This window comes from Mesoflavibacter profundi (assembly GCF_014764305.1).
In the GTDB taxonomy this organism is placed as follows: Bacteria; Bacteroidota; Bacteroidia; order Flavobacteriales; family Flavobacteriaceae; genus Mesoflavibacter; species Mesoflavibacter profundi.
The window spans coordinates 2,022,250-2,042,192 of the sequence record NZ_CP061703.1 but is presented as its reverse complement, the minus strand read 5'-3'; the positions used below and the strand labels follow the sequence as shown (position 1 = coordinate 2,042,192).

The window sequence follows — 19,943 nt, the reverse complement described above, 5'->3', positions numbered from 1 at the left end:
AATTTAAACTTACAGATTATAATTTTAATTAAGAGATGTTTAAAAATATTAAAACCGATAACGTTTATTTAGTTTATAAGTTAAAGTGAATTTTATAGATTTTCAACTTTTTTCTTGGAAGTAAACATTTAAAAAATATATCTTCAAAAAACAATCACAAAATGTGACTGTAATATTAACCCTTAAACCAAACAACTATGCTAACAATTGCCAAATTTATAATCGATATTATAACATCGATTATAGTCTAAAAACAAAACGTAAAACTTAGTCTAGAATAAGTTTTACCTTTTTTTAAACTAATTTGGCTTTACAAACAAAACACATAGCTTTGCAAAAAGGTGTTATTATGAAAAAAACAATTTTTAAAGCATTATCTAAACTTAACAAACTTGTACTACCTAGTTATACTAAGAAAAGATTAGATTTAAGTAAAGCAACTAAACTGCAATTACTAATCTTTGGATGGAAACTTTATGTTACAAAAAATGCGTTAGATTAAATTTATCCCTATTAATTTTGAAGTTTAAATAAAAAAGAAATATATTTGCACCCACAAAAAAAAGGCCTCGTGGCGCAACTGAATAGCGCATCTGATTACGGCTCAGAAGGTTACAGGTTTGAATCCTGTCGAGGTCACTACTTTAAAGCAAGCTAATTTTAGCTTGCTTTTTTTATTTACATTAGTTAAATTTAAGCCTAACCAATTAATAACAAGATTGTTATGAATAAAAACATGGGCGCATTAGACAAAAGTTTAAGAGTTTTAACCGCAATTATTATCGCTATATTATATTTTTTAAATGTTATTGAAGGCACCATTGCTTATATTTTAATGGTTATAGCAATTATATTTTTAATCACAAGTTTTATTAATTTTTGTCCAATCTATTCGTTAATAGGAATTAACACTTGTCGGAAGAAATAAAAAAGCGCCATATCTGGCGCTTTATATTAAATTATTTCTGCACTTAAGCCTGCTTCAAGCAACTTACTGCATCTTGGTTTTAGATCATCATAATCACCTGTTTTTACAGTACACTTACCTTTATAGTGAACCAATATAGAACATTGCTCTGCTTGTTCTGGCGTGTGATCACAAGCATAAATTAGTGTATCTATAACATGATCAAAGGTGTTTACATCATCATTGTATAAAACAATTTCATTATTTTTTTTCTCTAAAGTATCTACTAAGTATTCTTCTTTAATTTTTTCAATAGTACTCATAACTATATTTTTTATAAAAATAAGAAATATTTAAATACAAAAAAAAGACCTTTGAGCTAACAAAGGTCTTTTTACTTAGGGATTAATTAATACATTATTTGCAAGCCATTAATATCATCGACTCCAAATTCTCCATCTTCGTTACTGCTAAAACACGCTAACATTACAGAAGTTTCTGGACTATTACCGCCTAAATCTATAGCACCTATAGATCCAGCTCCTTCGTTTACGTTTTGTCCACAACTTGCTCTATTAAACCAATCTGTATGTCTAAATCCAACAGAATGTCCAATTTCATGAGTAATTACGTGCTCTACAACATTTGTATCATAGTTATCTAAACCATATATCTGTACCCATTTGTATGGATTACCATTTTCTGGAAATCCTGCAGATCCACCTGCACCAGATTGACTTGGATTATGATACACGACCATGTCTTTATTAGAATAATTAGTTCCGAACGTTAGTTGAAACGATATTGAAACACCGCTTAAAGCATTGTAATTATTTACTGCCCATTGTAACGCAGTTCTTTCTTTAGAAGAAAGCCCATAACCGCCGCCACCAGTATAACCAATTATTGTAATAGTTTTACCTTGCGACACAAGATTATTGGTACGATAATTACGACTGTTTTCGCTTGCGGTAGTTTTCATATTTAATATCTGACTTTCGGTCATATAAATATCTCCTTCTACCTCAATCATTTCTGTAGTACTACCATCTGGCAATAAAAAGTCTACATATTTTACATCGTCTGTATTAATTTGTGCTTGCGCTAGCTTCTCTAAAAGCTCTGTAGATAATTCTTTTGTTAAAGCTTCTTCTTCAACGATTGCAGAATCTTCTGTAGTTTGACATGATTGTAATCCTAAAATTAGACATAGGCTACCTAAAGCCATAAATTTAATTTTTTTCATTGTTTTGAATTTTAAATTAATAAATGGTTGCTTTACGTAAAATGTGTCACACAAAAATTAATGTTAGTTTAAGGGATAATGCTATTAATCTTATGTGAGATAATTATCATGATAAAGGTAAGGTAATTAGATTGATGAAATTTGCGGTTTACACCGTAAAATAAAGAGAATTAAGGGTTTTTGTGTTAAAATTTTATGCATTTTATCGAACATTGTCTTTTATGCTTATTTTTTTACAAAATGAAGTGCAACCCAATTGTTTTTATTTAATGTTGTTTTTAATACAAGGTTGTTACTATTACATTCTTTTTCTATTAGCGGAATATCTTCTTGATAAAAACCACTTAAAAACAAGCTACCATTAGCGTTTAATCGCTTTGCATATACATTTATGTCTTGCAATAAAATGTTCCTGTTTATGTTTGCAATTATTGTGTCGTATTGCTGATCTGTAAGTAAAGTCGCATCACCTTCGTAAACCGCTATATTATTACAGTTATTACGCTCTACATTTTCTAAGCTGTTTAAATAACACCAGTTATCTATATCTATAGCATCTATTTTATTGGCGCCTTTCATTTCTGTAAGTATTGCCAAAACCGCTGTACCACAACCCATATCTAAAACCGATTGGTCTTTAAAATTGTTTTGCAGAATATATTGAATCATCATGTGTGTTGTTTCATGATGTCCTGTTCCAAAGCTCATCTTTGGTTCTATAACAATATCAAATTCTGTGTCAAATTTTTCATGAAATGGCGCACGTACTGCACATTGATTATCTACTACTATTGGGTTAAAGTTTTTTTCCCATTCTGCATTCCAATTGGTTTGTTCTATATCTTCATGCGTGTAGGATATATCAAACTCTTCAGATTTTAATATTTGAATATCTTCTAAGATATTTTCATTCCACTCGTCTTTTTGGATGTATGCTGTTACTCCTTCTTCGGTTTCGACAAAACTTTCAAAGCCAGCGTATCCTAGTTCGGCTATTAAAATTTCTACAGCTGGTTGTAATGGTTCTACTTTAAAATAGTAACCTTTATAGATAATATTTGACATTGGTTTTGCTATTTATTTTACGGATAATCCCGTGTTAGCGATTGAAATGACATCCTTTTTTGAGGTACGAAAAAAAGATATAATGGAAAGCGCGACGCTTTGCCTGACTTAAATCAGGCAAAGGGTAACACTATAATTAGTATTTTAAAATGCGTTTACGATTTCGAAAAAATCTTGGGCTTTTAATGATGCGCCTCCTATTAATCCTCCATCTACATCTGGTTTTGAGAAAATTTCTTTTGCGTTGTTTGGTTTTACGCTTCCGCCATAAAGTATTGATACGCTATTTGCGACTTCTTCACCATATTTTTCTGATAAAGTTTTACGTATAAATGCGTGCATGTCTTGTGCTTGTTCTGGTGTTGCAGTTTCGCCTGTTCCTATTGCCCATACTGGCTCGTAGGCTAAAACAATGTTTTTAAATGCGTCTGCTTCTAGATGAAATAACGCATTGCTTATTTGCGATTTTACAACTGCTTCTTCTTTATTTGCTTTGCGGTCTTCCAACTCTTCTCCAAAACAGAAAATTACTCGCATTGTATTTGCTAATGCTGCATCTACTTTTTTAGCTAATATTGCATCTGTTTCGTTAAAGTAAGCACGTCGCTCGCTATGTCCTAATATAACTGTTTGTATGCCTACACTTTTTAACATTGATGCACTAACTTCTCCTGTGTAAGCTCCATTATCTGCAAAGTGCATATTTTGCGCTACCACTTCTATATTAGATGTGCGTAAGGATTGAAATGCATGCCAAAGGTTAGTAAATGATGGCGCTACCATTACTTCTGCTTCACTGGTTTGTGTTTGCTTTTGCAAATCTGTTAATAAGCCTTCTGTTTGGGCTAAATCATTATTCATTTTCCAGTTTCCTGCGACGATATTTTTTCTCATGTTTATTCTGGCGAATGCAGTAATTACTACCTTCTTTTTAATTAAACTTTTATTTTATTAGTGAAAAACTGATTTTTTAAAGTTTTAAACACTATTGTAATTTTATTTGTCTGTTATGAGCTCCCTTGCTTTCGCAGGAATTTTTACTCTAATTTTACTTTTGGATCTAACCAACCGTAAATGATATCTACAAAAATATTAATTATTATGAATAGTAAAGCAATTATTAGTACAGATCCCATTATTACTGGTAAATCTAAGGTATTTAATGCGTTAACTATTTCTTTTCCTAATCCGTTCCAACCAAAAATATACTCTACAAAAACTGCGCCTGCTAACATACTAGCAAACCAACCAGAAATTGCTGTTACCACTGGATTTAGTGCGTTTTTTATTGCGTGATTTTTTATAATTTGAAATTGTGATAATCCTTTTGCTTTTGCAGTGCGAATGTAATCTTGATTAAAAACTTCTAGTAACGAATTTCGCATTAATTGAATGACGACTGCTAATGGACGTATTCCTAACACAAAAGCAGGAAGAATAAGGTTTTTCCATTTGATGTGTATTTGCTCACCAAAGTCGTCAAGCTCATACAAACTACCTGTCATCTCTAAATTAGTGTACTTATGTAATACAAACCCAAAAAACCATGCAAATAATATGGCGCTAAAAAATGATGGTACGCTCATCCCTAAATTGCTTAATATTTGTATGCTTTTATCTAAAAATGTATCTTTTTTTAATGCTGAAATTATACCCAAAAACACTCCTAAAATTAAAGCTATTGTGATGGCAGTAAATGCCAACACAAAGGTATTTGGTAAGGTTTCTGAAAGAACTTGACTTACTTTTTTACCTTGTTTTGTAAAGCTTTCTCTTAAATATGAGAACTTTATAACCGTTGTGATATTTCCTAAAGAAAATAGTTTGGTTGCTGTGTATTTATTTGGTCTTAAAAATGTGTAATCGTCTTCTTTTTTTGAATGAAAGGAAATTGGTGATAAATCATTTAAATAGTATAGATATTGTGTTGTAATTGGCTTGTCAAATCCATATTTTTTTTTGACAATTGCCAACTGTTCACTATCCTCGTTTTGTCCTAACATCATTTGTGCTGGATCACCAGGCAAGACACTAAATAAAAAGAAAATAACTGTTACTACACCAAATAGTGTGAATAATGCATAACTAGTTTTATTTAGTAAATAACTTATCAGAAGTCTATAATTTATTGTTGATTGTTAAGCGTAATTTTAATTATACCGTTGTAATTTACGCTAGAAGTTTGGTTTAAAGAATCTAAAATAGCACCTTCTTTAATTACATCCATTTTATCTATAGTATTTGGATCTAAACTATCCATTTGGCTTTTTGTTGCTATACTATCATTAATAAAATAGGCTATTATTTCTTCTTTTTTAGGTCTTTCTACTTTAGGTAATTCAATTTCATCTACATCATTCCAATGTTTCTTTTGAATGATTGTTCCTTTTTTAAGCTTTAATATTCCTGGATTAGAACGTATAATTGTTTTTAATGCAGTTTCGTCACAGAAATAATAATCATAACCTAATCCATATTTAGTTGTTATTGTTTTTACTTCTTCTGGACCTGTTGCTGTTAAGCCTATTACATCGTAACCGTTAGCAATTGCTTTATCTGTAAATACTTTTATTGCTTCTAAACCTTGTGTTTCGGCAGTTGCTAAATTATAGTTTACAATTAAAATTACATTTGGTCTATTTAAGATATCTTCTGTATAATCTTCGCCATCTTTTTCGATAGAAAAATCGTGTATTGGCGGCTCATAACCTTCTTTTATAGTCTTAGTTTCTACTTTTATGTATTTTCCTGAAGATGTTGGATAACTTCCATTTGTAACGTATTCTACATCTTTACCGTTTTCGTTAAACGTCCAAGTATACTCTATTACTGCTTGTGGCGCATCTTCTGGAATTATCATTTTTTCGGTAATATTATTACCTACTTTAAATGGTCTAAAATCTATTGTTGGCAAATGCATTAATACATGATAGGCAAAGCCTAAACATGCTATAAAGCTAATTAATGCTATAATAGTCGTTATAAATTTATTGAAAAAAGGCTTAATGTATTTTTGTCCTGCAAAAATGATAAGTATCATAACTAACAATACAACATCTTTACCAAAGCTTTCCCATGGATCCATTTTCATAGCGTCACCAAAACAACCACAATCTTTTACTTTATTAAAATATGCCGAATAAAAAGTTAAAAACGTGAAGAAAATAATCATTAACAACAAGCTCCATAACGTAAATTTCTTCTTGTAACCAATAATTAAAAACACACCTAAAAGCACTTCTAAAACCACAACAACTATAGAAATGATTAAAGCATATGGTGTAAAAAATGGTAAATCTAAAACGGTTGGTCCAAAATATTCTTCTAGTTTAAAAGCAAATCCTATAGGATCATTTAGCTTTATAAATCCTGAAATAATAAAAAATATTCCGACAAAAATTCTTAAAAATCCAACTACAACTTTCATAGTGCTTTGTTATTTCTGACTAGACAGAAATATATTTAGTTAATATTATTTATGTTTTCCTACCTACGCAGGAATAACAGTTATTTTTCGTTTAAATGAATCATAGAAAACACTGCATAGTTTACCATATCTTGATAATTGGCATCTATACCTTCGCTTACCAATGTTTTTCCTTGGTTATCTTCAATTTGTTTTACACGTAATAACTTTTGTAAAATTAAATCTGTTAGGCTACTAACGCGCATATCACGCCAAGCTTCGCCATAATCATGATTTTTATTTTCCATTAATGTTTTTGTGATATTTACGTGCTTATCATACAATTCTAAAGCGTCTTCTAATTGCATATCTGGTTGCTCTACAACACCTTTTTCTAATTGTATTAATGCCATAATACAGTAGTTGATAATGCCAATAAATTCGCTTTGTTCACCTTCGTCAACTTTTCTTACATCATTTTGTTGTAAACCTCTTATACGTTGTGCTTTAATAAAAATCTGGTCTGTTAAAGAAGGTAATCTTAAAATACGCCATGCACTACCATAGTCGGACATTTTCTTTTTAAAAAGATCACGACAAATTTTAATTACTGCATCGTATTGTTTGGAAGTATCTTGCATAAATGATGTTCTTATCTTGATAATTTGCGTAAATTTCGCATAAAAATTTTTAAAGTTCAAAGTTTAGGGATTAAAGTTTTTATAAGATATCCCAACTTCTATTATACATGTACTTATGACAATAAATTGTAAAGGACAACTAGTTGATTTAAGCTTACCAAAAGTAATGGGTATTTTAAATGTAACTCCAGATTCTTTTTATGATGGCGGACACTATAAAGACGAAAATTCTATTTTAAATCAAGTAGAAACTATGCTTAATCAAGGCGCTACCTTTATAGACGTTGGCGCTTACAGCTCTAGACCTAATGCAGATTTTGTTACTGAAGATGAAGAATTGCAGCGCATAATTCCTATTATCGAGTTACTAATGAAACATTTTCCAGAAATTATTATTTCTGTAGACACTTTTAGAAGTGAAGTTGCCAAACAAACCATTAATGCAGGCGCGAGTTTGATTAATGATATTTCGGCAGGATTTTTAGATAAAAACATGCTAGAAACAGTTGCAAAACTAAGTGTACCATACATTATGATGCATATGCGTGGTACACCACAAACCATGCAAACGCTTACAGAATATGACAATTTAACTAAAGATGTTAATCTTTATTTTTCTGATCGTATTAGCAAAGCAAGAGCTTTAGGTATAATAGATTTAATTTTAGATCCTGGTTTTGGATTTGCCAAAACTACACAGCAAAATTTTGAACTTTTAAACCAATTAGAGCTTTTAAATATCGCCGATTTACCACTTTTGGTTGGCATATCTCGTAAATCGATGATATACAAAACACTAGACACAACAGCTCAAAATGCACTAAACGGAACAACAGCTTTACACATGATTGCGTTACAAAAAGGTGCTAAAATTTTACGCGCGCATGATGTTAAAGAAGCCAAAGAATGTATCACACTTTACAACCAATTACATGCTTAAAAAAATAGGATTAACAGGATTAATCACGCTCTTTTTATGGTCCTGTGGAAACGAAAAAGTTATCCAATTACCAGAAGTACAACACGCTAAAATAAGTGAAATTTTAGATGTTTCGCCTGCATATATTTTTTATAACGAAACACAACCAGACAGTGTTGAACTTAATAGAAAAAATTTAATTATCTCTACCAACTGGTTATTTAATGTAGATAAACGCTTGACTTTAGAGCAAGCCATACCAAAAATTAAATTTTTGCAAGACAAAAAACGAAATGCAAAAATGCACAAAAACGAAGCAGCAAAAAACTATTACACTTGTAATGATACCAGCATTAAAAATTTAGGGTTTATTGAGTTTACTAATGTAAATTATATTGAAAAAATCAATCCTAAAAACAATAGCATATTAGCAATTAACAGTTTAAATAACATTACACTTCAACATCAAGATTTAAAGCTTACAGAAGTTAATGTTGATGATTTAATTATTCAACTTGAAAGTAATTTTAGTAATAGTGAAGAAAATATTGTTTTGACACTTCATTTAAATAAACACTTAAAATTTCAAGAATACATTACAATAAAAAGTAAACTTCAAAACTTAAATTTTGAAACCGTAGTTATTGATAACAACGAGTATATTTTTTAATTCAATTTCATTAATTTTACAAAAAACAGCAAACCTTTGGAAATAGTAAACGACATTTTAAAATTTAGTTTAATAGATGTTATCGATGTTATTCTAGTTGCACTGCTACTCTATTACGTTTACAAATTAGTTAAAGGTACAGTTGCCATAAATATCTTTATTGGTATTGTAATTATTTATATTATCTGGAAAATTACACAAGCCTTACAAATGCAACTATTAAGTAACATTCTTGGAGGTTTTATTAGCGTAGGTATGTTTGCTTTAATTGTTGTATTTCAGCAAGAAATAAGAAAGTTTTTATTAATGATTGGCTCTACCAATTTTGCGAGCAAACGTAAGTTTTTTAGTCAGCTTAAATTTTTAAAAATGGAAGAAAGCGCAACTACAGATGTAGATGCCATAATTTCGGCTTGTAATAAAATGAGCGCATCAAAAACTGGTGCATTAATTGTTTTAGAGCGTAATAACAACCTTGATTTTTTAGCTAATACTGGTGACGAGATGAATATTAAAGTCACACAACCTATCATAGAAAGTATATTTTTTAAGAATAGCCCATTACATGATGGCGCAATTATTATTCAAGATAATATAGTAAAAGCAACACGTGTCATATTACCCGTAAATAACGAAAAAAATATACCACAACGTTTTGGTTTACGTCATCGTGCTGCTGTTGGTGTTACCGAACGTACTGATGCTATCGCTATTGCAGTAAGTGAAGAAACTGGACAAATTTCGTGTTTTAGAGATGGCGAATTTTTGCCTTTTACTGATACTACAGAATTAGCAGACATCTTGAAAAAAGATTTGGTTTAAGCCACTTCAGATTTTAAAAACTGAACTTCGTAAAGGTTTCTGTAGTAACCATTTTCCTTTTTAAGTAACTCTTGATGTGTTCCTTGCTCTACAATTTGACCATTATCCATTACAATAATATTATCTGCTTTTTGTATGGTTGCCAAACGGTGAGCAATTACTATAGAAGTACGACCTTTAGTAATCTTATCGGTCGCATTTTGAATTAATTGTTCGGAATGAGAATCTACAGAAGATGTTGCCTCATCAAGTACTAAAATACTTGGATTGGTGACATAAGCACGCAAAAACGATATTAACTGGCGTTGCCCAGAAGATAACATTACACCACGTTCTTTTACATTGTAATGATAACCGTTTGGTAAACTCATTATAAAATCGTGTATTCCAATATCTTTTGCAGCTTGCATAACTTGCGTTTCGGTAATATCTGGATTATTTAATGTGATGTTGCTTAAAATAGTATCTGCAAACAAAAACACATCTTGTAATACTACTGCTGTTTGCTGTCTTAAAGATCCTAAAGTAAAATCTTTAATATTTACAGAATCTATTTTGATTTCGCCTTTATTAATTTCGTAAAAACGATTTAATAAATTAATTACTGTACTTTTTCCTGCGCCAGTTGCACCAACAATAGCAACGGTTTGTCCTGCGGTTACTTCAAAAGAAATTCCTTTTAAAACTTCTTCGTCTTCTACATATCTAAAATGAACATCTTTGAATGAAATTTCACCTTTTAAATTATCAGCCACAATAGTTCCTGAATTGTCAATTTGCGATGTCGTATCTAATATTTTAAAGACTCTATTGGCAGCAACGAGTCCCATTTGAAGTGTACTAAACTTATCTGCTATTTGACGCAATGGTCTAAATAACATTGGCGTCATAGATATAAACATAAATAAATCTCCTGCCGAAACTGTTCCGCCTATAATCACTTTTAAACCACCAAAATACACGACTGCTCCTATCGTTAAAGCAGATAATACTTCTAATACCGCAAAAAATATCGAGTTATACCAAACCGTTTTTAACCACGCATTTTTGTGTCTTGTATTTATTTCTTTAAAATTTTTATACTCGGTAATTTCTCTAGTAAATAGTTGTAGAATTTTCATACCTGTTACTCGTTCTTGCACAAAGGAGTTAAGGTTAGAAACTTCATTTCTAATCTCTTCAAAAGCTTGTTTCATATAACGCTGAAACACTTTTGTTGCGTAAAGAATAATTGGCAACATGACAAATACAATTAATGCTAATTGCCAATTCACATAAAGCATTGTTGCAGAAACAACAAGCATGATTAACAAGTCTCTTATTATAGAAAACAATCCGTCACCAAATACAGAAGAAATACGTTCCATATCTGTTACAGCTCTAGTAATTAGTACTCCAACAGAAGAGTTGTTAAAGTATTTCATTTTAAAGCTTAGCATGTGATCAAATAATTTTACACGTATATCTTTTACCATTTTTAATCCTAACCAAGACGAATAATAGATAAAAAATAACTGAAACACGACTAATGCTAATAATAGCACAGCCATTACCACAATTAAACTAACAAAACCATCGTAGTCTTGTTTTACTAAATGCTGATCTACGATTTGACGTACTAATAATGGTGAAGCAATACTTAATGCTCCTAAAATTAAAACAGAAACTATTAAACCATAAAATACTGGACGATATGGTTTTGTGTATTTAAAAAGACGTTTAAATAAATTAACGTCAAATATATTTTCTTTAGACTTACTCATTAAGTTTTATATAATCAGGATATTCTACTTCTGTTAAATACAAACCGTGCGCAGGAACAGAAAAACCTGCTTCTCCACGATTTTTAGAAGCAATAATATCATGTATTTGATTAACTTCTATCTTTCCAACACCAATATTTATTAGTGTTCCAACAATTGCTCGTACCATATTACGCAAAAAACGATCTGCTTTTATGGTAAAATGAAGCTCGTCTTCCACAACTGTAAACGCTGCATGTTTTATATCACAATTATACGTTTTTACATCTGTATGCACTTTAGAAAAACATTGAAAATCTTTATAATTCAATAAGATTTGCGCAGCTTCATTCATTTTACAAACATCAAGTTTTTGTTTTACAAAATAAGCTTGCTCTGTATTAAACGCATTTTTTTTAAGTGAAATTCTATACAAATAACTTCTGCTTATAGCATCAAAACGCGCATGAGCATCTTTTTGCACTGCAAAAACATCATGAATTGCAATATCTTTAGGTAAAAACGAATTCAGTTTATAGATTAATTGATTGCAATCTACTTCATCTTTAGCATCAAAATGAGCAAATATTTGCTTTGCATGTACGCCTGCATCTGTTCGTCCTGCTCCAACAATAGAAGTTGGACTATTAAGTAAAACAGTTAAAGCGTTTTCTAAAACTTCTTGTACAGAAATTGCGTTAGGTTGATTTTGCCAACCGTGATAAGCTTTTCCGTTATAAGATAATTCTATAAAATATCTCAATTAAACCCTTATTTTTACAAATTGAAATGCAAAGATAATATAAAGACACAAGTTGAAAGCTTGATACTACAAGTTTTAAGAATAGTTTAATTATAGATGAAAAAAATACTACTACTATCAGATACGCACAGCTATATTGACAATACCATATTAAAGCATGTTAAAAATGCTGACGAAGTATGGCATGCTGGTGATATTGGAGATTTAAGTGTTACAGATCAAATACAAAAATTAAAACCTTTGCGTGCTGTTTGGGGAAATATAGATGGAGATAAAGCAAGAGCAGAATTCCCAGAACATAACCGTTTTACCATAGAAGGTGTTGATGTTTGGATTACACATATTGGCGGTTATCCTGGCAGGTATAATATTAGAGTTAAAGAAGAAATAAAATTAAATCCACCAAAATTATTTATTTGTGGTCATTCACACATTTTAAAAGTGATGCCAGATAAAAAATTAGGATTATTACATATAAATCCTGGTGCAATAGGTATTCATGGGTTTCATAAAGTACGTACAATGCTCCGTTTTACAATAGATAATGGCAAGATTGATAATCTAGAAGTTATACAATATGATAGAAAATAAAAAAACCGAAGTTATTCACTTCGGTTTTTTTCGCACTAATACTACTAAGATGATAGGTTTATCGTAATCTATCTACTGATTTTACAAGATCTTCATCCTTTTTTATGGCTCTATTGGCTAGAACCAAGAATACGATAGAAATAACAGGAAGAAAAATCCCAACACCTTTCTCAGAAACCGCAGTAGCTTCTCCAGATGTGTTTAGTATTCGATATACGAAAAATCCTAGTAAAATTAAGTTTAATATCATGTTAAGTCGTCCCAACATAAATTGAGATTTCCTATTTTTAAAATTGAATATAGAAATTACAGATAAAATCGCAGAACCAACAAATAACCCAATTGCAGGCAATTCATCTTTTGCAAAAATAACTGTACCTTCTGTAGTAGTCCAAAGATTAAACACAAAAATTAATGCTCCAGATATAATGGTAACTACTAACAAATACAATGTTTGAATGCGTTGAAGCATAATAATTTTTAATTTTTAGGACTACAAAAATATAGTTTCTTTTATAAATAAAGAATAAAAAATTAAAATAAAAGTTGTATTATTGCATTAACGTTATGCAACTCTCAGACACGCAAAGCGTTACTTCTTCAGAAGTTTATCTAATTATCTTCAAGAAAAAACTTAATCAAAAAAAATTTTCATTAACATATCAAGTTAATTCAACGTATCAATGTTTGAAATCTCACAATTAAAAGAAATGAAGCTTCCTGAATTACAGGAAATAGCTAAAAAATTGAGCGTACCTAAATTTCGCTCTATGAAAAAATTAGATCTAGTTTATCAAATACTAGACAAACAAGCAGCAGATCCTAAAGCTGTATTAGAGGTAAAAAAAGAAGAAAAAGAAAACAAGCCAAAACCTCAAAGACAAAAAAGAGCTAGAGTTAGCAAACCTACTACTGCTTCAAAAACAGATAATCAAGCAAAACTAGAACTTGAAACTAAGGATAGCAGTAAGACAGAAAAAAAAGAGCAAACAAAAAAACCAGCTCAAAACAATCAAAAAAATAAGGCTAACCAAAACGAAACTAAAAAAGACGATAAAACTAAAGACAACACAAATACTCAAAAAAATAATCGTCAAAAAAATAATAACCAGAACAAAAATAACAACCAAAATAATAATCAAAACAACAATCAGAAAAACAATAACAACGGTAATAAAGACAGCCGTAATCGTTATAGAGAACCTGATTTTGAATTTGATGCAATTATCGAAAGTGAAGGTGTATTAGACATCATGCAAGATGGATATGGGTTTTTAAGAAGTTCTGATTACAATTATTTATCATCACCGGATGATATTTATGTATCGCAATCACAAATAAGGCTATTTGGATTAAAAACGGGAGACACAGTTCTTGGTAATGTAAGACCACCAAAAGAAGGAGAAAAATATTTCCCATTAATTAAGGTAAACAAAATAAACGGGCAAAACCCAAATGTTGTAAGAGACCGAGTATCTTTTGAACACTTAACACCTTTATTTCCAAAAGAAAAATTTAATATAGCAGAAAAACAAAGCACCATTTCTACAAGAATAATGGACTTATTTTCTCCTATAGGAAAAGGGCAACGTGGTATGATAGTCTCTCAACCTAAAACAGGTAAAACCATGTTACTAAAAGACGTTGCTAATGCAATAGCAGCAAATCATCCTGAAGTATATCAAATGATACTTCTTATTGATGAACGTCCTGAAGAGGTAACAGATATGCAAAGAAATGTAAGAGGTGAAGTTATCGCTTCTACTTTTGATAAAGAAGCTCATGAACATGTAAGAATAGCAAATATTGTATTAGAAAAAGCTAAACGATTAGTAGAATGTGGTCATGATGTTGTAATTCTATTAGACTCTATAACAAGACTAGCTAGAGCATACAATACGGTACAACCAGCATCTGGTAAAATTCTTTCTGGTGGTGTAGATGCAAATGCATTGCACAAACCAAAACGATTTTTTGGAGCTGCAAGAAATATAGAAAATGGCGGATCTTTAACCATTATAGCTACTGCTTTAACAGATACAGGTTCTAAAATGGATGAAGTAATCTTTGAAGAGTTTAAAGGTACGGGTAATATGGAACTTCAATTAGACAGAAAAATTGCTAATAGAAGAATTTTCCCAGCAATCGATCTTACTTCTTCAAGTACACGTCGTGACGACTTACTTTTAGATGACAATACTGTACAACGTATGTGGGTTATGAGAAAATACCTTGCAGACATGAACCCTGTAGAAGCAATGGAGTTTATAAATGAAAGATTTAAACAAACGCAAAACAATGAAGAGTTTTTAATCTCTATGAATGGTTAAAATTAAATCCTATATATAACTAAAAAAAGCCTAGATAATTTCTAGGCTTTTTTTATTAATTCTATATAAAATTAATTTAATAAAAAAAGCTTCACAAAAGTGAAGCTTTATAATATTATATAACTGAAAATTATTATAATGCAGCTACGTGTTTAGCTAAGCTAGATTTTAAATTAGCAGCTTTGTTAGCGTGTATAATGTTTTTCTTAGCAAGCTTATCTAACATAGACACAACAGATGGAAACAACTCTTCAGCTTCCTTCTTGTTTTCCATTTCACGTAATTTCTTTACCGCATTACGAGTAGTCTTATGCTGATATCTATTTCTTAGACGCTTAGCTTCGTTACTTCTTATTCTTTTTAATGCTGACTTATGATTTGCCATTTGTGTTTCTTTATTAAAAAAATTGTAGCCCGTAGGGGAATCGAACCCCTCTTACCAGGATGAAAACCTGGCGTCCTAGCCGATAGACGAACGGGCCATTTACCATTTTGAGAGCGCAAATATAAAACTTATTTTAATACTTGCAAAAAATATTTAAATTTTATTTCAAAATAACGCCACAATGTTTCCATTGCGGATGCAAAAATACAACTATTTTTAAGTCTTGCAACAATTTTTTTAAAATTTTTAAATTAATTCTTTAATATGCCTTAGCAAATAAAACTCTTTTACTAGATGGCTTACCTGATAGTACACAAATACCTTGTTCTTCTTCACTATCAAGAGGCATGCATCTAATTGTAGCTTTTGTTAACTCTTTGATTTTATTTTCTGTTTCTGGTGTACCGTCCCAATGAGCAGAAATAAAACCTCCTTTAGTTTTTAATACAGTTTTAAATTCTTCAAAAGTATCAACTTTAGTTATATGATTGTCTCTAAAACTTAAAGCTTTATCGAATAAAGAGTTTTGTATTTCTTCAAGTAATTCTTTAACTGTTGTAGAGATTCCATCAAGCGAAACTATGTCTTTAGTTAATGTATCTCTTCTTGCTAATTCAACCGTTCCGTTTTCTAAATCTCTTGCTCCTATTGCAATTCTTAAAGGAACACCTTGTAATTCATGTTGTGCAAATTTTGCACCTGGTCGTAATGTATCTCTTTTATCAAATTTCACAGAAATATTTTGCGCTCTTAATTCTTTAATAATATCTTCAGCAACTTTAGCTATTTGTTCAAATTGATCTTCATTTTTATAAATAGGCACAATTACAACTTGATTAGGCGCTAAATTAGGTGGTAACACTAAGCCTTTATCATCACTATGTGTCATAATTAATGCTCCCATTAATCTAGTAGATACGCCCCATGAAGTTGCCCAAACATAATCTTGTTTCCCTTCTTTAGAAGTAAATTTCACATCAAAAGCTTTGGCAAAGTTTTGACCTAGAAAATGTGATGTTCCTGCTTGTAATGCTTTACCATCTTGCATTAATGCTTCAATACAGTAAGTTTCTACTGCTCCAGCAAATCTTTCGCTTTCGGTTTTTAACCCTTGAATTACTGGAATTGCCATAAAATTTTCAGCAAATTTAGCGTAAACACCATTCATTTGTTCTGCTTCTAAAATTGCTTCTTTTTTAGTTGCATGAGCAGTATGTCCTTCCTGCCATAAAAACTCTGCAGTTCTAAGAAACAAACGCGTTCTCATTTCCCATCTTACAACATTTGCCCATTGATTTACTAAAATTGGTAAATCCCTGTAGGATTGTATCCATCCTTTATATGTGTTCCAGATAATTGCTTCACTTGTAGGTCTTACCACTAATTCTTCTTCTAGTTTAGCTTCGGGATCTACCCTTAATTTCCCTGGATTGTCAGGATCATTTTGCAACCTATAATGAGTTACAACAGCACATTCTTTTGCAAATCCTTCGGCATTTTTTTCTTCTGCTTCAAAAAGCTTTTTTGGTACAAAAATTGGAAAATATGCATTTTCATGACCAGTTTCCTTAAACATTCTATCTAATTCTGCTTGCATTTTCTCCCAGATTGCATATCCATATGGTTTAATAACCATACAACCTCTAACTGCTGAATTTTCAGCTAAATTAGCTTCTACAACCAACTCGTTATACCATTTAGAATAATCTTCTGCTCTACTTGTTAATTTTTTACTCATATCGGTTTTTTGGCACAAATATTGTGACTATGTTAAATAATAAAATAGTTTAGCAAAACTAACTATTTTTGTTATGTTCAACAATATAAAATATAATGTTATGAAAATAATTAATTACTCTTTTAAAAATAAACCTTCAATTTTACTTGTAATTATTGGAGTTATATTAACGTCTTGCGGATCTTACCAATATGTTGGACAAACAAATGATGGTATTTATGAAACCTCTGAAAGCGAAGTTATTATCACTGATAACGAATCAAATGACAACTATTACACAAATTACTTTAGAGATAAAGCTTTAGAAGTAGAAAATTTAAATACTGAAGAGAGTGATATTTTTACGGATATAGATACTTATCAAAGCACTTATACAGATTCTACAAACGTAAAACAAAATGCTGGTTGGGGAGAAACTAATAATCAAGTTGTAGTAAACTTATATAATGATGTTTATACAGACCAACTCTATAGATATGGATGGGGTAATTGGACTGATGTATATTTTTATAATTACGGATGGAATAATTGGAGATGGAATAGATGGAATAGATGGAATTCTTGGGGATGGAATTCTTGGGGATGGAACAATTGGGGATGGAATGCCGGCTTTTACGATCCATTTTGGTATGGAGGATTTTATGGTTACGCCTACCATCCTGCTTACTATGGTTATTCTCCTTATTATAATGGTATATACTCTAGAAGAGGTATAAGTTATAATGCAGGTAGAAGAGGAACTATGACTAGAACTAATAGCATGTTAAACGGAAGATCGTCTTCTAGAATATTAAACAACAATGCTACAAGACCTAGTAGAAGCACTTCTGTAAGACCTAGAACTAATACATCTGTAAGACCAAGAAGTAACAATTCTACTGTTAGACCTAGCAACTCTACTGTAAAACCAAGATCAAATTCTACAGTAAGACCAAGAACTAATTCTACAGGTAGACCAAGAACAAACAACACGGTAAAACCAAGAACTAGTACTCCTAGAAATAATAATTATTCTACTCCAAGAACCAACTCTTCTTCAAGATCTTTTAGAGGATCAAGCAGAAGCAGTTCTAGAGGCGGTAGAAGAGGATAATTAAATTACTTACACAAATAGTTAAAGTATTATTCTAATAATGCTTTAACTATTTTTTTAATAAAAATTTTATGAAAAAAATATTCACAATAACTTTATGTATTGCATCTAGTTTATATCTAAATGCTCAAACAACTACAGACGCTTTAAGATATTCTGTAAACGACATACAAGGAACAGCTAGATACAGAGCTTTAAGCGGTGCTTTTGGCGCTTTAGGAGGCGATATTAGTGCGGTAAGCATAAACCCTGCAGGATCTTCGGTATTTACTAGTAGTCACGCTACATTCACTTTAGAAAGTAACTCTAATAAAAATGAAACTAGTTACTTTAATGGAAATCAATCAAACTCAAACTCGAACATAGATTTTACACAAGGTGGCGCAGTTTTTCTTTTTAAAAACAATAACGACTCTTCACCTTGGAAAAAATTCTCTGTAGGAATTACTTATGAAAACTTTAAAAATTATGATAATGACTGGTCATCAAGTGGGACAAGTCAAAGCTCTATAGATAATTATTTTTTAGCAAATGCTCAAGGCTTAAGACTGGACGAGATTTCGGCCTTACCAGGCGAAACAACTACAGAAGCTTATTCTGAAATTGGAGCTATTTATGGTTACCAAAACCAACAAGCTTTTTTAGGTTACGACTCTTACATTTTAGAACCAGAAACTTTTGATGACAGCAATACGGTTTACACTTCTAATATCGCACCTGGATCGTTTAATCAAGCCTACAATTATAGTGCAACGGGCTATAACGGGAAGATTAGCTTTAATGCTTCTGCTCAATACACTGATAATTTTTACATTGGTCTTAACTTAAATTCTCACTTTATAAATTACGATAAGTTTACTAGTTTTTATGAAACAAACTCTAACGCAAATACGGTTGTAGACGAAGTTTTATTTGACAACACCTTATCTACTACAGGAAATGGATTTTCTTTCCAAATAGGTTCTATTTGGAAAATCACTCCTGAGTTAAGAGCTGGTTTTACATATGATTCTCCAACATGGTTAACCATTGAAGAAGAAACTACTCAATATTTAGAGACTCATGTTATAGATGATACAAATGGAGATTTTTATCAAATTGTAAATCCAAACATTATTAATGTATATCCAAGCTACAGACTTCAAACACCTGCAAAAATAACAACTAGTATTGCTTATGTTTTTGGACAAAATGGTTTAATTAGCTTTGACTATTCAACTAAAAATTATAGCAACACTAAATTTAAACCTACTTCAGATGCGTATTTTAACCAACAAAACAATATAATGTCTAACGAATTAACCAATGCTAATTCATACAAAATTGGTGCAGAATACAAGTTAAAACAATTTAGTTTTAGAGGCGGATATAGATTTGAAGAAAGTCCTTATAAGGATGGTGAAACTATAGGAGATTTAAATGGATATTCATTTGGGTTAGGTTATGATTTTGGCAATACCATATTAGACTTAACTTACAGTAATTCAAAACAATCTACAAATAACCGTTTTGTTAACGTTGGCTTAGCAAATTTTACTACAGTTGAAAACACTAACTCTAATGTTACTTTATCATTAGGTTTTAAATTATAACTTTAATTAACATGTAAAAAAATCCTGAATCTT

21 protein-coding genes and 2 tRNA genes are annotated in these 19,943 nt (G+C 30.8%); 10 read left to right on the top strand and 13 right to left on the bottom strand.

What is annotated here, in order from left to right:
- Nucleotides 1-349 precede the first annotated feature (349 nt).
- The 3 genes from IFB02_RS09180 (at nt 350) to IFB02_RS09170 (ending at nt 928) form a co-directional block, all read left to right on the top strand.
- Entirely contained in the window at nt 350-502 is a 153-nt protein-coding gene (locus tag IFB02_RS09180) for an SsrA-binding protein (protein ID WP_106687326.1), read from the top strand.
- Nucleotides 503-565: 63 nt separating this feature from the next.
- Nucleotides 566-639: transfer RNA gene (locus IFB02_RS09175), tRNA-Arg, on the top strand.
- An 85-nt stretch (nt 640-724) separates the two neighbouring features.
- On the top strand, nt 725-928 hold the full coding sequence (locus IFB02_RS09170; protein ID WP_106687082.1) for a YgaP family membrane protein: 204 nt from the start codon (nt 725-727) through the stop codon (nt 926-928).
- 26 nt (nt 929-954) lie between these two features.
- Here IFB02_RS09170 and IFB02_RS09165 read toward each other — a convergent pair whose 3' ends face one another.
- The 7 genes from IFB02_RS09165 to IFB02_RS09135 form a co-directional block, all read right to left on the bottom strand.
- Nucleotides 955-1,230 (bottom strand): ATP-dependent Clp protease adaptor ClpS, encoded by a 276-nt coding sequence (locus tag IFB02_RS09165; RefSeq protein ID WP_106687081.1) that lies wholly within the window; start codon nt 1,228-1,230, stop codon nt 955-957.
- Between the two features lie 86 nt (nt 1,231-1,316).
- Nucleotides 1,317-2,153: a M57 family metalloprotease gene (locus IFB02_RS09160; RefSeq protein ID WP_106687080.1), complete on the bottom strand. Its 837-nt coding sequence runs from the start codon at nt 2,151-2,153 to the stop codon at nt 1,317-1,319.
- 225 nt (nt 2,154-2,378) lie between these two features.
- Nucleotides 2,379-3,218: a 50S ribosomal protein L11 methyltransferase gene (prmA, locus tag IFB02_RS09155; protein WP_191072677.1), complete on the bottom strand. Its 840-nt coding sequence runs from the start codon at nt 3,216-3,218 to the stop codon at nt 2,379-2,381.
- A gap of 144 nt (nt 3,219-3,362) precedes the next feature.
- The gene (gene tpiA / locus IFB02_RS09150) at nt 3,363-4,112 is read right to left on the bottom strand and encodes a triose-phosphate isomerase (RefSeq protein WP_106687078.1); all 750 of its coding nucleotides are present in this window, start codon (nt 4,110-4,112) and stop codon (nt 3,363-3,365) included.
- A gap of 143 nt (nt 4,113-4,255) precedes the next feature.
- Entirely contained in the window at nt 4,256-5,332 is a 1,077-nt protein-coding gene (locus IFB02_RS09145) for an ABC transporter permease (RefSeq protein WP_106687077.1), read from the bottom strand.
- 11 nt (nt 5,333-5,343) lie between these two features.
- The gene (locus IFB02_RS09140) at nt 5,344-6,645 is read right to left on the bottom strand and encodes a BT_3928 family protein (protein WP_106687076.1); all 1,302 of its coding nucleotides are present in this window, start codon (nt 6,643-6,645) and stop codon (nt 5,344-5,346) included.
- Nucleotides 6,646-6,725: 80 nt separating this feature from the next.
- Entirely contained in the window at nt 6,726-7,265 is a 540-nt protein-coding gene (locus tag IFB02_RS09135) for a DUF1599 domain-containing protein (protein ID WP_106687075.1), read from the bottom strand.
- Nucleotides 7,266-7,380: 115 nt separating this feature from the next.
- Here IFB02_RS09135 and folP point away from each other — a divergent pair, with 115 nt between their 5' ends.
- From folP to cdaA, 3 genes are read left to right on the top strand one after another with little or no spacing between them, the layout of a single operon-like run.
- Entirely contained in the window at nt 7,381-8,205 is an 825-nt protein-coding gene (gene folP / locus IFB02_RS09130) for a dihydropteroate synthase (RefSeq protein WP_106687074.1), read from the top strand.
- Nucleotides 8,198-8,854, top strand: coding sequence for a hypothetical protein (locus IFB02_RS09125; protein ID WP_106687073.1), 657 nt, complete (start codon nt 8,198-8,200; stop codon nt 8,852-8,854). The genes folP and IFB02_RS09125 overlap by 8 nt, the downstream gene beginning before the upstream one ends.
- A 36-nt stretch (nt 8,855-8,890) precedes the next feature.
- Nucleotides 8,891-9,676: a diadenylate cyclase CdaA gene (cdaA, locus tag IFB02_RS09120; protein ID WP_106687072.1), complete on the top strand. Its 786-nt coding sequence runs from the start codon at nt 8,891-8,893 to the stop codon at nt 9,674-9,676.
- Here the strand turns inward: cdaA and IFB02_RS09115 are convergent.
- Together IFB02_RS09115 and truA are read right to left on the bottom strand one after the other, a co-directional pair.
- Nucleotides 9,673-11,439, bottom strand: coding sequence for an ABC transporter ATP-binding protein (locus tag IFB02_RS09115; protein ID WP_106687071.1), 1,767 nt, complete (start codon nt 11,437-11,439; stop codon nt 9,673-9,675). The two genes, cdaA and IFB02_RS09115, sit on opposite strands and share 4 nt — an antisense overlap.
- Nucleotides 11,432-12,181 carry a tRNA pseudouridine(38-40) synthase TruA gene (gene truA / locus IFB02_RS09110; RefSeq protein WP_106687070.1) on the bottom strand — a complete coding sequence of 250 codons (750 nt, stop codon included), beginning with the start codon at nt 12,179-12,181 and terminating at the stop codon, nt 11,432-11,434. The genes IFB02_RS09115 and truA overlap by 8 nt, the downstream gene beginning before the upstream one ends.
- A 96-nt stretch (nt 12,182-12,277) precedes the next feature.
- On the opposite strand from truA, the gene IFB02_RS09105 reads away from it, so the two are divergent.
- On the top strand, nt 12,278-12,772 hold the full coding sequence (locus IFB02_RS09105; RefSeq protein WP_106687069.1) for a metallophosphoesterase family protein: 495 nt from the start codon (nt 12,278-12,280) through the stop codon (nt 12,770-12,772).
- 58 nt (nt 12,773-12,830) lie between these two features.
- On the opposite strand, the gene IFB02_RS09100 is transcribed toward IFB02_RS09105, so the two are convergent.
- On the bottom strand, nt 12,831-13,244 hold the full coding sequence (locus IFB02_RS09100; protein ID WP_106687068.1) for a DUF4293 domain-containing protein: 414 nt from the start codon (nt 13,242-13,244) through the stop codon (nt 12,831-12,833).
- A 211-nt stretch (nt 13,245-13,455) separates the two neighbouring features.
- Between IFB02_RS09100 and rho the strand changes: the two genes are divergently transcribed.
- Entirely contained in the window at nt 13,456-15,102 is a 1,647-nt protein-coding gene (rho, locus tag IFB02_RS09095; RefSeq protein ID WP_106687067.1) for a transcription termination factor Rho, read from the top strand.
- Nucleotides 15,103-15,235: 133 nt separating this feature from the next.
- Here the strand turns inward: rho and rpsT are convergent, their stop codons facing one another.
- The 3 genes from rpsT to proS all read right to left on the bottom strand — a co-directional run bounded on the left by rpsT (nt 15,236) and on the right by proS (nt 17,225).
- Nucleotides 15,236-15,487 (bottom strand): 30S ribosomal protein S20, encoded by a 252-nt coding sequence (rpsT, locus tag IFB02_RS09090; protein WP_106687066.1) that lies wholly within the window; start codon nt 15,485-15,487, stop codon nt 15,236-15,238.
- 25 nt (nt 15,488-15,512) lie between these two features.
- Nucleotides 15,513-15,584 (bottom strand) — tRNA-Glu (locus tag IFB02_RS09085).
- A gap of 162 nt (nt 15,585-15,746) precedes the next feature.
- Entirely contained in the window at nt 15,747-17,225 is a 1,479-nt protein-coding gene (gene proS / locus IFB02_RS09080) for a proline--tRNA ligase (protein ID WP_106687065.1), read from the bottom strand.
- A gap of 100 nt (nt 17,226-17,325) precedes the next feature.
- Between proS and IFB02_RS09075 the strand changes: the two genes are divergently transcribed.
- Nucleotides 17,326-18,318 carry a hypothetical protein gene (locus IFB02_RS09075; protein WP_191072676.1) on the top strand — a complete coding sequence of 331 codons (993 nt, stop codon included), beginning with the start codon at nt 17,326-17,328 and terminating at the stop codon, nt 18,316-18,318.
- Nucleotides 18,319-18,389: 71 nt separating this feature from the next.
- Nucleotides 18,390-19,910 carry an OmpP1/FadL family transporter gene (locus tag IFB02_RS09070; RefSeq protein WP_106687063.1) on the top strand — a complete coding sequence of 507 codons (1,521 nt, stop codon included), beginning with the start codon at nt 18,390-18,392 and terminating at the stop codon, nt 19,908-19,910.
- Nucleotides 19,911-19,943: the final 33 nt, after the last annotated feature.

Excerpts from the sequence above, each read along its gene's own strand:
- IFB02_RS09180 (WP_106687326.1), top strand. The coding sequence starts at position 350 with ATGAAAAAAACAATTTTTAAAGCATTATCTAAACTTAACAAACTTGTA.
- IFB02_RS09170 (WP_106687082.1), top strand. The coding sequence starts at position 725 with ATGAATAAAAACATGGGCGCATTAGACAAAAGTTTAAGAGTTTTAACC.
- IFB02_RS09165 (WP_106687081.1), bottom strand. The coding sequence starts at position 1,230 with ATGAGTACTATTGAAAAAATTAAAGAAGAATACTTAGTAGATACTTTA.
- IFB02_RS09160 (WP_106687080.1), bottom strand. The coding sequence starts at position 2,153 with ATGAAAAAAATTAAATTTATGGCTTTAGGTAGCCTATGTCTAATTTTA.
- prmA (WP_191072677.1), bottom strand. The coding sequence starts at position 3,218 with ATGTCAAATATTATCTATAAAGGTTACTATTTTAAAGTAGAACCATTA.
- tpiA (WP_106687078.1), bottom strand. The coding sequence starts at position 4,112 with ATGAGAAAAAATATCGTCGCAGGAAACTGGAAAATGAATAATGATTTA.
- IFB02_RS09140 (WP_106687076.1), bottom strand. The coding sequence starts at position 6,645 with ATGAAAGTTGTAGTTGGATTTTTAAGAATTTTTGTCGGAATATTTTTT.
- IFB02_RS09135 (WP_106687075.1), bottom strand. The coding sequence starts at position 7,265 with ATGCAAGATACTTCCAAACAATACGATGCAGTAATTAAAATTTGTCGT.
- folP (WP_106687074.1), top strand. The coding sequence starts at position 7,381 with ATGACAATAAATTGTAAAGGACAACTAGTTGATTTAAGCTTACCAAAA.
- IFB02_RS09125 (WP_106687073.1), top strand. The coding sequence starts at position 8,198 with ATGCTTAAAAAAATAGGATTAACAGGATTAATCACGCTCTTTTTATGG.
- IFB02_RS09115 (WP_106687071.1), bottom strand. The coding sequence starts at position 11,439 with ATGAGTAAGTCTAAAGAAAATATATTTGACGTTAATTTATTTAAACGT.
- IFB02_RS09105 (WP_106687069.1), top strand. The coding sequence starts at position 12,278 with ATGAAAAAAATACTACTACTATCAGATACGCACAGCTATATTGACAAT.
- IFB02_RS09100 (WP_106687068.1), bottom strand. The coding sequence starts at position 13,244 with ATGCTTCAACGCATTCAAACATTGTATTTGTTAGTAGTTACCATTATA.
- rho (WP_106687067.1), top strand. The coding sequence starts at position 13,456 with ATGTTTGAAATCTCACAATTAAAAGAAATGAAGCTTCCTGAATTACAG.
- rpsT (WP_106687066.1), bottom strand. The coding sequence starts at position 15,487 with ATGGCAAATCATAAGTCAGCATTAAAAAGAATAAGAAGTAACGAAGCT.
- proS (WP_106687065.1), bottom strand. The coding sequence starts at position 17,225 with ATGAGTAAAAAATTAACAAGTAGAGCAGAAGATTATTCTAAATGGTAT.
- IFB02_RS09075 (WP_191072676.1), top strand. The coding sequence starts at position 17,326 with ATGAAAATAATTAATTACTCTTTTAAAAATAAACCTTCAATTTTACTT.
- IFB02_RS09070 (WP_106687063.1), top strand. The coding sequence starts at position 18,390 with ATGAAAAAAATATTCACAATAACTTTATGTATTGCATCTAGTTTATAT.